The following is a 14,890-nucleotide window of genomic DNA, read 5'->3' as shown; positions in this document are numbered from 1 at the left end:
TGATACCCTCGCAACATCTCAGAGTCTACTTTCAGTTGCCCCAAAAGAAGACTGCTGAGCCGAGAGCCTCGTCAGTTTAATCTAGAGCCTACTAGAGCCTACATTTATGCGGATTCTAATCTACTCCTACAACTATCATCCTGAACCTATCGGTATTGCTCCTCTTATGACCGAGCTAGCCGAAGGGTTAGCAGCGAGGGGACATGAAGTCCGAGTTATCACAGGAATGCCCAATTATCCTGAGCGCCAAATCTACAAGGAATATCGGGGCAAGTGGTATCTCACGGAGAAAAAGAATGGGGTTACAATTCAGCGTAGTTATGTCTGGGTACGCCCTCAACCTGGTCTGGTAACGCGAGTCATGCTGGATGGCAGCTTCGTTCTTACCAGCATGATTCAGGCGTTCAGAGGTTGGCGACCCGACGTTATTTTGCTGACCGTTCCACCTTTGCCAGTCAGCGTTCCCGCTGCCTTGCTGGCTTGGTTTCACTCTTGCCCTGTCGTTCTTAATTTGCAAGACATTCTCCCCGAAGCGGCAGTGCATGTGGGTCTGCTAACCAATAAGGTTGCAATTCGCGTATTCGAAGCTCTAGAAAAGTTTGCTTACCGAACGGCTCATACGATTAGCGTTATCACGGACGGATTTACAGAGAACCTGGTTGGTAAAGGTGTACCTGCCGAAAAAATCACCTGCATTCCTAACTGGGTGGACGTTAATTTTATTCAACCTTTACCGAAGGAAAATAACCCCTTCCGGATAGCTCACCAGCTTGAGGGCAAATTTGTTGCTCTTTATTCTGGCAACATCGCTCTGACTCAAGGACTAGAGACAGTCATAGATGCAGCTAATCGGTTGAAACATATTCCCGAAATCGTCTTTGTCATTGTGGGGGAAGAAAAGGCTCTAAAGCAGTTGCAGAAATATTGCGAGTCGAAAGAAACAACCAATGTCAAACTGCTGCCTTTTCAACCGCGTAAGAAATTGCCAGAAATGCTAGCCGCAGCAGATGTAGGGTTAATTGTGCAAAAGCGGAATGTGATTTCGTTCAATATGCCCTCCAAAACTCAGGTCATATTGGCAAGCGGACGTCCAATTGTGGCTTCTGTGCCGCTAACCGGAACAGCAGCAAGATCCGTAGAGCAAAGTGGGGGCGGCGTTGTGGTAGCGCCTCAGCAACCTCAGCTTTTAGCTGATGCCGTTCTGGAGCTATATCAGAATCCACAGAAGGCAGAGCAGTTAGGGCAACAGGGTAGGCAGTACGCAATGGAGAATTATGAGTTTGAGCAGGCGTTAAGCCGCTACGAAGCTCTGTTTGCTCAAGTTGTGGCTCATCCGGCTGGAAATTCTGATGTGATCAAAGCGCTACCAGCTTTTGGTGTAAAGAAACCTGTCGTCGATGCTTAAAGACTGCAAGCTGCAAACCTGTTCGTGAGGATGATTATAATCATCCTCAATTACACAGCATACAGGAGTAACGCAGCGCGCTACTCCTGTATGCTGTGCTCTGTATTCCACTCAAGCAAGAACCGCTATATTTAAGCTGAAATCAAGGATTAAAGGATTAGGGGAATATAGGCGTTCTCCCTGATCCTTATGGCTGTTAACCTTTTTCCTCTACTTCACCCTTTTTTGGAATCACCTCTACATCAGGTAACCCATCCAGGTGTTCGACAGGAACTTCTACTGCGGTTTCTGGAACTAAAATTGTGAGCCCAGCGGGAATGCATTCGACTTCAACCGGAGTACTACCCACCAGTTCACCGTCCAGCACAACTTTTTGGGGAGGATCTGTGGTGATTTTGATTTTTCTAGCTCGTAGGTAGCCAATATCGGGGCGTTCCGCTGGATGCTCGTTAAGTGCAGACTGAAGCAGGTGATAGCTAGCGGCGATCGCCCCAGCCACATTCTGGGGAGCCACAACCGTCAAATCTAATAGTCCGTCATCTACGATAAGTCCAGCAGGACCTTGAGCCAAAATTGAGGTCGGTGGTGCAGCATTTGCTACCGTAACAGATGCAGCTGAAACACGAATCACTTTATCTTCGGTTTCAATTTCTGCATCAAACTTACTTAGGTCACGAAGCTGCTGTAGTCCTGCCAACACATATGCCAGCATACCAAACCGATTTTTTGCTTCACGGTTAGCACGTTCGACGGCTTCAGCCTCAAACCCAATGCCAACCAGTAAAACCATTGGTTTACCATTGCAGTAGGCAGCATCTACAGTTCGAGTAAAGCCTCCCAAAATGGTTTGGCATGCTGCTTCGATGGTGTTTGGAATGTCTAGAGCCGTTGCAAAAGCATTAGCTGTTCCACGTGAGATTACCCCAAAAGGAATCTTGGTGCCGACTAGTGCTGCTGCTGCTGCTGATAGCGTTCCATCACCGCCAGAGGCAATGATCATTTCTGCACCTCGCTCTACCGCTTCAGCAGCAAGCTGATCGGCATCAACATCCTCTGTTGTTTTGCGAATATCTAGATCAATTTCTGGCTCTAGAATCGCCAAAATTTTAGCCAGATCTTGATCTGGATTGCCCTGACCTGCAACAGGATTAAAAATTAGACATGCGGAACGAGACATACGACCTTCCTAAGCAAGGTACGACAGTTGTGCTTGAACAAGATTGACCCCAATGGACCTGTCGTTACAGCAACGGATTACTGTACGAGAGGACTACCGTGATGATGCACGAGATACCATTGCTGAGACATGCGCTCAAAAATATTAGTTGCCGTTGATTGCGCTTCAAGCCTTTTGCCTCGAACAATTTGAAGCAAGCTTTCAGTCAGCACAACGTAGGCAAGATTGCCGCTGATTTCAATAGTGATGACGTCCGTTTCAATCTCGAAGTAGCTTGTGTTTTTGAAAATTTGCTCCCAGGAAACGCTAATTTGATCCCAGCTTTTCAAGACCCCTCTTCCGGGATGAATGCAGAGACTACCTAAACCTTTTGACCAAACGCGGCTCATGGCTTCGATGTCCTTTTTTTCAAAAGCACGATAGAAAGCCTGATTTACAGCTAGCACAGCTTGTGTGTCGCTCATTAAAGGCCGCAGTTTAACTGGGAATCCGTTCAGTGTACTGCAAGAAAGTCTTGAGTTCTGTCCATCCAAGAGTAGAGAGCGAGGAAGAAGCGATCGCCCTTTTCTCACTCTCTGGCTAGATTTGTGGATTTATTCTTAAAAACTGATCGTTGACTAGAGTGCAGTTAGCGATCGCTCCACTGCCTGCAATGCCTGACTGACTTCAGCGGCGCTGACAATCAGCGGCGGCACAAATCGAACAACCTTTGGACCTGCCGGAACTAGCAACAATCCTTCAGCCATTGCAGCTTTCACAACGTCCGCTGAGGTTAAATCGATGTCTGATCTCAAGACCAGACCGTTGATCAAGCCCCAACCTCGGACCTCAGCGATCGCTTGCGGATAAGCTTGAGCGAGTGCACTCAGTCCCTGACGCAATTGCTTACCTCGCTCCTGCACATTTTCTAGCAAGTTTTCTTGCTCTAGGGTTTGGCAAACTGCGCGAGCTACGGCACAAGCAAATGGATTGCCGCCAAATGTGCTGGCATGATCACCCGGTTGGAAGACATCACAGAAGGACTTGCACAGCACAGCGCCGATTGGGATGCCACCACCTAAGCCTTTTGCCGAGGTGAAAATGTCAGGTTCAATTCCTAAATGTTCGTAACTCCAGTAGTGGCCAGTGCGGCCCATACCCACCTGGACTTCATCGAGAATTAGCAAAATGCCTTTTTCATCGCAAATCTGTCGCACCCGTTGGAAATAAGCTAGATCGCCAGGTCGAACGCCACCTTCACCTTGCAGCCCCTCCAGCATGATTGCAGCAACCTGCCGTTCTCTGCTGTCAAGTTGGGCGATCGCTTCTTCTAATGCCCGAATATCGTTGTAGGGGACATAGTAGAAACCTGGAACGAGCGGATTGAAATTCTTTTGATATTTTGGCTGCCCGGTAGCGGTGACGGTCGCCAGGGTGCGTCCATGAAAACTAGCGTGGGCGGTCAAAACAGTCGGATTGTCAATTCCTAGAACCGTGTGGGCATATTTGCGGGCGAGTTTGATTGCACCCTCATTTGCCTCTGCTCCAGAGTTGCAGAAAAAGGCGCGATCGGCGCAGGAGTGCTGCACTAGCCACTTCGCTAACTCACCCTGTTCTGGAATGTAGTAAAGATTGGAAACATGATGCAGCTTCTGAATCTGCTGCGTCACGGCTTCAACCAACACTGGGTGAGCGTGACCCAAGGTGCAGGTAGCAATGCCAGCGACAAAATCCAGATATTCTCGCCCATCAGCATCCCAAACGCGGCAGCCTGCACCTCGCTCTAAGGTAAGGGGAAAGCGCCCATAAGTTGACATGACATATTCGTCAAACTCGGCTGGGCTGGGGCTAGCGACAGCGACGGGAGATGAAACGAGGGTTTCTGCTGGACTCATCGGCTTTTCCTCTGCTGGGCAAACAATTCAAACAATGGTAACAACTGAGTTAGAAACACAACCTGGAAATACAAGGTTGGCTAAATCAAGAGTTTAGATTTAGGGCTAAGTCTGATTGTAAGTTACTTGTTTCTGCTGTAGAGTTAGCTGCGATCGCCATGAAACCTTTCAAAGCACTGATGTAGCGTCTTTAGGGCACTCTCCTGCTGATTGTGAAAATTCAATGACATTCAACGATATTTAAAGTCTTGTCGAAATCATGGCTTCACAGATACTTCTGCAAGAGCAAACTCAGCTTTTCTTTTGTAGCAGATGGGGCTTTGTCGAGTGGCGTGATGATGGCATATTTCAGCGCAGAATGGGCATCTGAGGAAGGGGGGTTTTGACTAAGGCGACGCACCGTTTCTTGAATCACACGCTGAGCGTTAACTGCATTTTTCATCAAGTTGCCGATGACCATTTCTACAGTCACGCTGTCGTGATCGGGGTGCCAGCAGTCGTAATCAGTTACTAGAGCCAAGGTTGCATAGGCGATTTCTGCTTCTCTGGCTAGCTTTGCTTCTGGCAAATTGGTCATGCCAATCACTGTTGCGCCCCAGCTGCGATAGAGATTGGATTCTGCTTTGGTTGAAAAAGCCGGCCCTTCCATGCAGACATAGGTGCCGCCGCGATGCAGCACAACGTCAGGGAAATTGAGGCTGGCGATCGCCTCTGACAGAACTTTCGCCAAGTTTTGACAAATTGGGTCACCAAAGGCAATGTGTGCCACAATCCCTTCACCAAAGAAGGTGGAAATTCGATTTTTGGTGCGATCGATAAATTGGTCGGGCACAACCATGTCCAGCGGCTTGGCTTCTTCCTTGAGAGAACCGACTGCCGAAGCGGAAATTAAGTATTCCACTCCCAGGCTTTTCATTGCATAGATATTTGCCCGAAAGGGTAGCTCTGAAGGGGAAAGGTGGTGATTGCGTCCGTGACGAGCCAAAAAAGCAACTCGCGTTCCATCTAGCGTCCCTAAGATCAAAGCATCAGACGGCGCACCAAAGGGCGTATCAATCTGCACTTCCTCGATGTCTCGCAGTGCCTCCATCTTGTAAAGACCGCTGCCACCCATGATCCCAATCTTTACGTCAGCCATAATTGCTTTTTTGCCCTTTGCTGCAATGCCAAGCCATTCTACCGGGAAAAGCTGCTAGTGTTCTGCCCTTAATAGCCAGAACCCGCTGTAGGTCATACCAGAATCATCGGGTTGAACTAGCAAAAAGTGCAGTCCTTGAGCCGTTTGCTGCCGCTGTTGAAAGGTTTGAGCGGCAGAAATTACGTCCTGATCATCAAAAGTAGTGACTACCCAGCGATCGACCAGTCCTGCTTCTAGAATTAGCCCATTGGGCTCGCCTGGAATGTAGTTGAGTGAGACTGGGCGAGTTTCTTGCAGCCACCGTGCTAGACGCATTGACTGTCTGCCGCCATCGATTACCACACCGGGTACCGAAACCGTGGAGGCAAGCTGTAAGTTGACTGGCAGAAGCGCTTCGGGCATTTGCAGGATGGGAATGGGTCTGTTTTTGAAGCTGGATTCCAGGTCAGAGGCGGCGATCGCCGCAAATCGCCACTGCTCTCCCCACAGATTTTCGGGCAGCGGCACGGGTGGCGGTTGTTCTAGTTTGACAGGCTCGTAGGGCTGTCCAGTGTAACCTTCCAGCTTGTGGTAGTCCTCAGCTCGCTGTTGAAGTAACTGTTTTAGAGCAGAAGTGCGGCGGGTTGGTTCTACAGCGATTTCTAAGGCTTGGCAAGCGGCTGCAATTAAGCTGACTGACTGAGGACGAAATACCTGAATCTGCTGAGGTAGGTCTTTGGAACCGCCTGCCATTTGCAATAGCTGATTTGCGATCCAGGTAGAATTTGCTTCTGACTGCGGACAAAATGCTTGAGCCGAAAAAGTTTGCTCAGGGTTACAGACCACTAGTTCCCACAGCGGCTGTTTTGCCTCATTCTGCAATGGACGACGATAAAAATCAGCTTGCCAAACCGTCATTTTGTCTGGCTCTCCTAACGCTTATTTATTTCCAATCTTTCTCTGCTTGTTCCAGCACATACGCTGAAACGTCTTCGATTTCTTCGAGGGTGAGGCGATCGCCATAAGCTGCCATCGGGCGCTTGCCGTTGGTGACAATTTGGGCGATCGCTTCCAGTGAATCCATCTGATTGCGCCGCAGCGCTTTCAACTTCAGGTTTTTGCCGCGCCGGATGATGTTGCCACCGTTAATGTGACAGCCTGCACAATGCGCTTCAAAAATTTGGGCACCGTTGGCAGTGTCGGCTGCCCAAACCGGAAGAGTAAGGGCAGTCCAGATCATCAGCATCAGGGCAATCGCCGTGACGAGTCGTTTCATTCGGCTTTGGGTTTAGGTTTGTAGGTTGAAGCAACGTGCAGCTCTTTGAGTTGCTTTTCGTCCACCCCAGAGGGAGCGTTGGTTAAGAGGCAACGGGCCTGCTGAGTTTTGGGGAAAGCGATCGCATCTCGAATCGACTCTTCGCCTGCCAACAGCATCACCAGTCGATCTAGCCCGTAAGCAATTCCTCCATGTGGCGGAGTGCCATATTCAAACGCTTCTAGCAAGAAACCAAACTTGCTGTATGCCTCTTCAGGCGACAATCCAATTGTTTCAAACACCTGTCGCTGCAAGTCGGGCTGATAAATCCGCAGGCTACCGCCGCCGACTTCAAAGCCGTTATAAACCAAGTCATATGCCTGGGCACGGGCAGTTTTCAGGTCGTGAGCATCGTCAGGATGGGGTGCGGTGAAGGGATGGTGCAGTGCTTCCAGCCGTTTTTCGTCGGCATTCCACTCAAACATGGGGAAGTCTGTCACCCAGAGCAGATTGATTTTGTCGGGGTCGACCAGCTTTAGTTCGCGCGCTACGACCTGACGCAGGCGATCGAGCGTTTTGTTCACCGTTGCGGTATCCCCTGCACCAAATAACAGCAGGTAACCAGGTGCGGCTCCAGTGCGGCTCAAAAGTTCTTGCTTTTGTGCGTCAGTGAGGTTGTCTTTGATAGCGCCGATTGTGTCAATCTCGCCGTCTTCACGTACTCGGATATAGGCAAGTCCCTTGGCTCCAGCTTCACTGGCTTCTTTGAACAAATCGCCACCGGGTTTGATTCGCACGTTAGAGATCACGGCATTTCCATTAGGAATCGGCAGAACTTTGACAATTCCGCCACCGCTAACGGCTGCTGAAAATACCTTAAAGCCAGAATCCTTAACCAGATCAGAAACATCTACCAGTTCTAGATCGTAGCGAGTGTCAGGTTTATCGCAGCCGTAGCGATTCATCGCCTCAGCATAGGTAAGGCGGGGAAACGGGCGCGGTAGGTCGATGTTTTTGACGGCTTTGAAAATGTGGCAGACCAGTTTTTCATTTAAGTCAAGAATTTCCTCCTGTGACATGAAGCTCATCTCCATGTCCAGCTGAGTGAATTCGGGCTGACGATCTGCTCTCAGGTCTTCATCACGAAAGCAGCGGGCGATCTGATAGTAGCGATCGCACCCTGACACCATCAGGATTTGCTTAAACAACTGCGGCGACTGCGGCAGCGCAAACCAATCTCCTGGATTGACCCGACTCGGCAACAGAAAATCTCGTGCGCCTTCTGGGGTGGAGCGTGTCAGCATCGGGGTTTCAACTTCGATGAAACCCTCTTGATCTTCCAAGTAACGGCGAATCGCTTTGACAACCTGGTGGCGCAGCTGCAGGTTTCGCGTCATGCGATCGCGCCGCAAATCGAGATAGCGATACTTCAACCGCAATTCTTCTCGCACCGGTTCCGTATCAGAGGTAGAAACCTGAAACGGCAACTGTTTTCGCACTGCATTCAGCAGTTCAATCTGGTCAGCGTATACCTCGACTTCGCCCGTAGGAATGCGAGGATTTAGCGACTCATCAGGACGGCGAGTAACGCGCCCTGTAATTTTGACCACATATTCATTTCGCAGATCGCCTGCGGTTTCGTAAGAAGCAGGCGTGCGTTCGGGATCGCTAACGATTTGAGCAATGCCGGTGCGATCGCGTAAATCTAAAAAAATTACTCCGCCATGATCGCGGCGACGGTCTACCCAACCAAATAGAGTAACCGTCTCTCCAATATGTTCAGGTCGGAGTTGACCGCAGTAATGGGTTCGCATGGCTATGAGTTGAAACTGAAAGGCCTAAGTAAAAACCCTTCCATTATCTAGCATTCGTTGCGATCCCGATCAGAAAAATCGGAGTCCTGTTTTTTCACTCCGGGAGGGACGCAGTCCCTCACATCTTTTGAAAAGAACTTCTCAACAGAATTTTTTCTAAATTTCTGTTCGCGAGGCGATGTCGGATGAAGGGCGAACGTTCGTTCGCCCCCATAGTTTAGGAAATTTTCTTGACTAACGCTTTTGGTCTGAATGCATCAACATGTTCCAGGCATCCCTGGCTGCATCAACCAACTGCACTCCTAACGATTCGATCTCAGAAACAATTACGCTCCAATTCATCTCTGCCTGTCGTTGAACTAATTCAACAGACTTTTCAACTTGCACCGGGTCAACCAGTGGCTTGTTTTGCTCTACTGCTTCTCTAGCTTGTCGAACTGCCGTCAGGTAAGAGTCAAGCGTGACATCCCTCGCCTCCTGCACTGATAACTGAGCACGCCTTTTGATCGCTTCAATCAAAGCCATCGTTTCACGCTGAGCCTCTTCCGGCTTGTTTGGCATTTCCTGCTTTACTAAGGCCTCCGTCTCAGGACTAATTTGCACAACCGCAGTTGTTTCAGGAGTCGTTGTAATTGCAGTAATTTCAGGGGTTTTAGTCTCAGAGTTCATCTGCCTCTCTCCTTTAGTCACATCAGTTCTGGGCAAACTTCATCTCAAGAGTGATGACGGCTGCACTTTCAAACTAACTTGCGACAGAATTGGCAGCATCGGGCTAAAGTAAGAACCTACAGACCTCAGTCCGGTTTACCAGATTGATGAGCGGTTGCTGTAGTCAGGCGGCGAGTGTTGTGAGAAATTATGGGTAGAGCCACTATAGGCAGAAACTCATAGAGGAAAAAGTTTAGAGCGTTGACTATTGACAACGACAATTCATCCATAGCTCTTCAAAGTTTTTCTCGTAGAGAACTGCGAGAATTGGTGCGATCGCAACTTCAGGCTCTTTTGGAGCAAGAAAACCTGATAGGGGCCAAAGCACTACTCGTACCCGTTCAACCTGCGGACATTGCTGAAGCGATTGAAGGTCTGCCCGAACCGATGCAGGCGATCGCTTTTCGCCTACTTTCCAAAAGTGAGGCGATCGAAGTCTACGAATACTTAGATTCCACCGTCCAGCAAACGCTAATCGAAGAATTTAAGCGGCAAGACGTACTCGATATCGTCGATAAAATGTCGCCCGATGATCGAGTGCGCCTGTTTGATGAATTGCCCGCCAAAGTTGTCACTCGCATTCTGGAACAACTCAGCCTAGAAGAACGACGCGCTACAGCCTTGCTATTAGGCTACGAATCGGGCACTGCCGGACGGATCATGACCCCAGAGTACGTCTCCCTTAAAGAAGGATGGACGGTCGCTCAAGCACTCGAACGTATCCGCAATCTAGCTAACGTGAGTGAAACCATTTACTACCTCTACGTTACTGATGCTGCTCGTCGTTTGATCGGTACCCTTTCCCTCCGTGCGTTGGTAACGGCTCAGCCAGACCAAAAAATTGGCGATGTTCTGACTCGCGAAATCGTCTACGTTCAGACCGATACTGATCAAGAAGAAGCCGCTCGAATCATTCAACGCTATGACTTCCTCGCAGTGCCCGTTGTCGATGCAGAACAGCGCCTTGTTGGAATCATTACCGTAGACGACGTGCTCGACATCCTGGAAGAGGAAACAACGGAAGATATCTATACCCTAGGTGGCGTGCAGTCCGGCGATGACAGCTATTTCCAAACAAATCTGCTAACTGTAGCCCGCAGGCGGGTTGTTTGGCTGTTTGTGCTACTGATTACTAATACTGCGACCAGTGCTGTAATTCGCAGCCAGCAAGAAATTTTGCAGCAGGTTGTGGCACTAGCAGCATTTATTCCTCTCCTAATCGGCACGGGTGGAAACGTCGGAGCGCAATCTTCCACGGTCGTGATTCGAGGCTTAAACACAGATGAGATTCAGGGGAAAAAAGCCCTGCAGGTGATTCGTCGAGAGGCGATCGCGGGGGCCTTCCTGGGTTTGATGTTGGGACTGGTCGTGCTGATCTGGGCTTATGTGCTTCAAGGCAGTTGGGTTGTGGCGATCGCCGTTGGAGTTAGCCTAGTTGCTATCTCAATTTTGGCTTCAGTTGCAGGATCAACCCTACCATTTCTCTTTCAAACTATTGGTCTTGATCCTGCACTAATGTCTGCTCCATTTATTACAACAGCCGTAGACGTACTGGGAGTTCTGATTTATCTAAACCTGGCGCGGCTAATCCTGCAGATTCAATAGCGTTAGATTCAGAATAGTCCAAAAGCTTTTTCCCACCCAAGGATAAGAAAGTAGGTAAAATCTAGTCCTGCTCGTCCACTTAGCTCATTGTCAAACCAGAAAGCCGTGTTAGTCGCACTCCTAATTCTCATTCTTGGCTTGACCCCCTCCCTGTTCTCAATCTGGGTAATGCGTCGCGTAGACACTCAAGCCCAAGAGAGACTTCGGTTAGCCCTTCCCTCAACCACCAATCGTGGTCTACCCAATTTCCATCTTGCCCCCGATCAGCACTACGTTGAAGGAATTGGTTACATCATTGGCGACATCACCTGCCAATTTAATGCCCGCTCCAGCTACATCCGCTGCGCTGTAAATCCAATCGGACCTTGCCAGGATTGTTTACACTATCGCCCCCAGGAATGGCACTGTTGAAAGGTTTGAGAGCGTACCCTTCCTTTAGCTTCTTTCCTCTTCTTCACACTTGGTTCTAAATCAAAGTTGGGTTGATAACCCTTTGATGTAACACAAGTCCTACCCACACCATACTGAATTCTCAGTTACCGTGCTAATACCTGTATCCGAAAACTAATCGCTACTGAATTAGACACTGAAGTTAGTTTCGCTATTAGCAAAGCAACCTATTTGTAACAAAAAGATTTACGAAAAGCATAGTGTCAAAAAAAGACACCTAACCTCAAATCATCGATCAGTACAAGTTCAAGTCAAGTGTAAAATGTAGCGACGAACGCTCTCTTGAGTCTGCATTAAAGAGACTAGAATCAAACGTATTTAACGTTTACTCCTGTATCATACTGGTCTGAACCAGGATATCTTTTTACCCGTAGTTTAAAAATGCCCTACCCATATACTCACCACGATTCAGGCACCTTGTGGAGTCTGGAGATATCCCGGTGCAGAGATATCTGATGTTACTAAACTTATTGAGAAGCAAGCATGGGTGGCAAATGGTACTTTCTAGGTAGTTAGATATCTAACTAAAAGCTGGTTTAAAGTCTCTGTAAAGACATTAGAGAGTTCTTACAGAGATTTCATGAATGCCCTGGTCTGAAAAGTAGAAAATAGTTTTAGTAAGCGCTTATTGCTAATTCGACGATACAGATCTACTTGTGTTAGGGAACGGTGAAGCTATCGCTGACTTATTATAAAAGCTTTAACAGTCCATTAATTTGAATTCAGCTAATTAGCGGATCTGATCATCTTCAAGGGAATGCTACTTTAAGTCTAAGCAACAAACACACAAGCCCTGCATAGCAAGAAATCCCTATCTTTAAGCAGTAAGTCTTTAAGGGCAGGTCAATTGCAAAAGCAAAATTGATGAAACTTTTGTTGAACCAGATCTGAAAACCACCCTCTTAATCGCAGCACAATAGGTGCTGTTTCTCAGATGAAATCTAGTTCTTTAGAGTATCAGCCTGTTAATTCTGAAGTTGGTGTCTACGATTGTGAAATTCGCCTCAAATTTAGGCTGATTGAGGAGAAGGGCGTTCTGCGCGATCGCGAAGAGCTTCTAGAAATGTTGCTAGATGCATTCACCTGTGGGGCTGATGATTATCTGGAACCAGTTCAGATTCATGTTGAGGCAAAAGAGCTGCCTGAGGTGGAAGCATCTCCCCAAATGCGCCGTCAGCTTATTCGTTTACGCAATTCTAGTGATTTAGCCTAGTCAACCTTTCGTATTGCTACATAGAACCTGTTCCGCTTGTGTTTTATTACTCTATTGGCATAGATGGGTTGACTGGTACAATCTGGGATCAGTCCTTTCGGGGTTAGATTTGCATGAAACCAGCCGAGTCTGTACCGCCAGAAATTGTGCAGCAAGTTGCTGAGTACTTCGGTGTATTGAGTGAACCGATGCGTCTGAAACTCTTGAACTCGCTGCGAGATGGTGAAAAGTGTGTTCAAGACTTGGTTGAGGCAACCGCAACCAGTCAGGCCAATGTTTCTAAACACTTGAAGGTCATGCTGCAAGCTGGCATTCTCAGCCGCCGCAGCGTTGGCACCTCAGCCTACTACAGTGTGGAAGACGATCTGATCTTTGAATTGTGCAGCTTGGTGTGCGATCGCCTTGCCACCCGCATTGAGCAGCAGGCCAGACACTTCCGGGCCTTTACCTTAACTAGCAGACAGCAGCCTGATACTATAGCAATCCAAAATAGGCTGTGAGAGTGTCCCCCTGGCAAGGGGTGTCTCTCACAACCCACCTATCTTCACAGCTAAATCTAGGATTGCTAGTGCTTCCGGCGAATTGCTCTAGAGGGCAAAGTTCTGCTCAAAGCCATCACGGGTCATTGGCTGGTCAACGACTAAACCCTCTCCACCTAGTACTTCTAGGGGTTCTCCTTCTACCGAGATCCAAACGTTGGCTTCTGGTTCCAGGCTAGTGGCGGTATAGACTATTTGTCCCAACCTGCCCGTCATAGATGCACTACCGCCGCCGACGGTAAAGTCCTCAGATAGGTCAACATGAACTCCGTCACTCTCAACGGTTACCTCGCGCAGTTCAGTGCCTTCAGGAATTTCGGAGAACGCTGCTGATTCGCTTGGTCCTTGGAGCAAATCTTCAAATACTACTTTCAGTGCCTCATCAGGCTGATCAGTTGGCAGTGAAACTGGACTAGCGACTAGTTCTAACTGTTCAGCATTGACACCCAGCCAGTAAACTTCAGCAGTTTGCTCTTTTACGGGACTGCTGGACTGGGGTTCAGGTGCTTGAGCAGCAGGTGATTCTATGGGAACGTTTGTCGCAGGCGATTCCACTGGGGAGGGCTGTATGGTAGCAGGAGCAGTTTTGCTAGGGTCAGCGTTCCTAGCCGCAAAGTTCCATGTCCACCAGGCTGTAGCGCTGCCTGTTAGCACAACGACGGCAGATATTCCTGCGAGTAATCCAAGTGGAATACGGCGAGAGAGCCGATTGCCTTCAGGAAACGATTCTGTCTCTGGCTGTGGGTAGTCCGATGATTCTAGTGACTGATGGGTTGGCTGATCTGATGGCTGATGATCACGCATAGCAGGTTCCTCCTGAATAACAGACAGCGTGAGAGTTGAGGAAGCCCTGATTTAACTCGAAAGGGGTTGAATTTATCTCAGCTCTCTAATTACAGCAGTGCTAACCCGGTTTCCGGAGTTCAAGGCCGACGAATTTGAACAAATGCAGCTAAATTCAGCGCTTCAGGGGTTAACTCTACCTGTAGAAGTCGAGCTGTGATGCCAAAAGTTTCTAAATTATTCAGGTTGAGCTGTTGGTTGATGCCGTCAATCAATGGCTGAATAAGCTGGCGCGGAACGGGTTCTCCATTGGCACGGACGATTGGCTCAACAATCTGAAGCTGTAGGGCTGAGGTTTTTTCTAATCCCAATTCTGCAAGAATTTGCAAATCTTCTTGAGTTTCCTGTTCGCGTAGAATGACTTGAATTCGTATGCGACCTAGAGCCGTGCTACCTGCGGAATCGTTGCCTATGAACTCTACCTGCGGGTCGATGAAGTCATAACGCTGTAATTCCTCAGCTCCTGAACGGCTAACTAGATTGACGCTAAAATCACGCAACTGTTCGGCAATTTCAGGAGATTGCAAAGCCTGGTTTAAGTCTGCTTGCTTTAATACCAGTCGGATTCCTGCCTGCAAGGGTTGCTCCAGCGCAGCCTGACCCTCCTGGAGGCGCTCAGGATCGATGGCGATCGCATCTGTCTCCACTTCCACCGTGTCGATTCGCAAAGCCTCTACAGGAAAGAGTCCACGTCCAGCAATTCTGACTCGCTGAACTTTACCCTGCAAGATTTGGTAGCTGGGTGCGTTATCCACCCGGACTTCTAGCTGCTCAACGTCCTCTAACTGATCGCGGATGGCATTTTCAGCTACGCTGTCGATAACCAAGCCAGCTGGGGAAAGAATACCCAGCAAGCCGGACAGAAGAATGGTGAAGAATTCCATATCGGG

General features: G+C 48.7%; 15 protein-coding genes. 5 read left to right on the top strand and 10 right to left on the bottom strand.

Features of this window, described 5'->3' with window-relative positions; translation table 11 throughout:
- Positions 1 to 106 precede the first annotated feature (106 nt).
- Complete coding sequence (locus H6F88_RS10430) at positions 107 to 1,405, top strand: glycosyltransferase family 4 protein (protein WP_190642682.1); 1,299 nt, start codon at positions 107 to 109, stop codon at positions 1,403 to 1,405.
- A 196-nt stretch (positions 1,406 to 1,601) separates the two neighbouring features.
- On the opposite strand, the gene H6F88_RS10425 is transcribed toward H6F88_RS10430, so the two are convergent.
- The 8 genes from H6F88_RS10425 to H6F88_RS10390 form a co-directional block, all read right to left on the bottom strand.
- Complete coding sequence (locus tag H6F88_RS10425) at positions 1,602 to 2,582, bottom strand: YegS/Rv2252/BmrU family lipid kinase (RefSeq protein ID WP_190642681.1); 981 nt, start codon at positions 2,580 to 2,582, stop codon at positions 1,602 to 1,604.
- A 77-nt stretch (positions 2,583 to 2,659) separates the two neighbouring features.
- Positions 2,660 to 3,046, bottom strand: a complete 387-nt coding sequence (locus H6F88_RS10420; RefSeq protein WP_190642680.1) for a nuclear transport factor 2 family protein — start codon at positions 3,044 to 3,046, stop codon at positions 2,660 to 2,662.
- A 153-nt stretch (positions 3,047 to 3,199) separates the two neighbouring features.
- Positions 3,200 to 4,456: an aspartate aminotransferase family protein gene (locus H6F88_RS10415; RefSeq protein ID WP_190642679.1), complete on the bottom strand. Its 1,257-nt coding sequence runs from the start codon at positions 4,454 to 4,456 to the stop codon at positions 3,200 to 3,202.
- 265 nt (positions 4,457 to 4,721) lie between these two features.
- A complete protein-coding gene (locus H6F88_RS10410) occupies positions 4,722 to 5,594 on the bottom strand; it encodes an S-methyl-5'-thioadenosine phosphorylase (RefSeq protein WP_190642678.1) in 873 nt (290 codons plus the stop codon).
- A 54-nt stretch (positions 5,595 to 5,648) separates the two neighbouring features.
- On the bottom strand, positions 5,649 to 6,491 hold the full coding sequence (locus tag H6F88_RS10405; RefSeq protein ID WP_190642677.1) for a Tab2/Atab2 family RNA-binding protein: 843 nt from the start codon (positions 6,489 to 6,491) through the stop codon (positions 5,649 to 5,651).
- 25 nt (positions 6,492 to 6,516) lie between these two features.
- On the bottom strand, positions 6,517 to 6,849 hold the full coding sequence (gene petJ / locus H6F88_RS10400; RefSeq protein WP_190642676.1) for a cytochrome c6 PetJ: 333 nt from the start codon (positions 6,847 to 6,849) through the stop codon (positions 6,517 to 6,519).
- Complete coding sequence (gene aspS, locus H6F88_RS10395; protein WP_190642675.1) at positions 6,846 to 8,642, bottom strand: aspartate--tRNA ligase; 1,797 nt, start codon at positions 8,640 to 8,642, stop codon at positions 6,846 to 6,848. The genes petJ and aspS overlap by 4 nt, the downstream gene beginning before the upstream one ends.
- 234 nt (positions 8,643 to 8,876) lie before the next feature.
- A complete protein-coding gene (locus tag H6F88_RS10390; protein WP_190642674.1) occupies positions 8,877 to 9,311 on the bottom strand; it encodes a hypothetical protein in 435 nt (144 codons plus the stop codon).
- 240 nt (positions 9,312 to 9,551) lie between these two features.
- On the opposite strand from H6F88_RS10390, the gene mgtE reads away from it, so the two are divergent.
- The 4 genes from mgtE to H6F88_RS10370 all read left to right on the top strand — a co-directional run bounded on the left by mgtE (position 9,552) and on the right by H6F88_RS10370 (position 13,118).
- Positions 9,552 to 10,955 (top strand): magnesium transporter, encoded by a 1,404-nt coding sequence (mgtE, locus tag H6F88_RS10385; RefSeq protein ID WP_242050492.1) that lies wholly within the window; start codon positions 9,552 to 9,554, stop codon positions 10,953 to 10,955.
- An 87-nt stretch (positions 10,956 to 11,042) separates the two neighbouring features.
- The gene (locus H6F88_RS10380; protein WP_199333536.1) at positions 11,043 to 11,366 is read left to right on the top strand and encodes a DUF6464 family protein; all 324 of its coding nucleotides are present in this window, start codon (positions 11,043 to 11,045) and stop codon (positions 11,364 to 11,366) included.
- A 973-nt stretch (positions 11,367 to 12,339) separates the two neighbouring features.
- Positions 12,340 to 12,618, top strand: coding sequence for an Npun_R1517 family heterocyst differentiation transcriptional regulator (locus tag H6F88_RS10375; protein WP_190642673.1), 279 nt, complete (start codon positions 12,340 to 12,342; stop codon positions 12,616 to 12,618).
- A 113-nt stretch (positions 12,619 to 12,731) separates the two neighbouring features.
- The gene (locus tag H6F88_RS10370) at positions 12,732 to 13,118 is read left to right on the top strand and encodes a metalloregulator ArsR/SmtB family transcription factor (protein ID WP_190642672.1); all 387 of its coding nucleotides are present in this window, start codon (positions 12,732 to 12,734) and stop codon (positions 13,116 to 13,118) included.
- Positions 13,119 to 13,205: 87 nt separating this feature from the next.
- Here the strand turns inward: H6F88_RS10370 and H6F88_RS10365 are convergent, their stop codons facing one another.
- Together H6F88_RS10365 and H6F88_RS10360 are read right to left on the bottom strand one after the other, a co-directional pair.
- The gene (locus tag H6F88_RS10365) at positions 13,206 to 13,961 is read right to left on the bottom strand and encodes a GerMN domain-containing protein (RefSeq protein ID WP_190642671.1); all 756 of its coding nucleotides are present in this window, start codon (positions 13,959 to 13,961) and stop codon (positions 13,206 to 13,208) included.
- A 119-nt stretch (positions 13,962 to 14,080) separates the two neighbouring features.
- The gene (locus H6F88_RS10360) at positions 14,081 to 14,884 is read right to left on the bottom strand and encodes a DUF2993 domain-containing protein (RefSeq protein WP_190642670.1); all 804 of its coding nucleotides are present in this window, start codon (positions 14,882 to 14,884) and stop codon (positions 14,081 to 14,083) included.
- Between the last annotated feature and the right edge of the window lie 6 nt (positions 14,885 to 14,890).

Origin of the sequence: Oculatella sp. FACHB-28 (assembly GCF_014696015.1) — a bacterium.
Classification (GTDB): Bacteria; Cyanobacteriota; Cyanobacteriia; order Elainellales; family Elainellaceae; genus JAAUTN01.
Note: the sequence above shows the minus strand (reverse complement) of the source record. Positions and strands in the feature narration are given on the sequence as shown.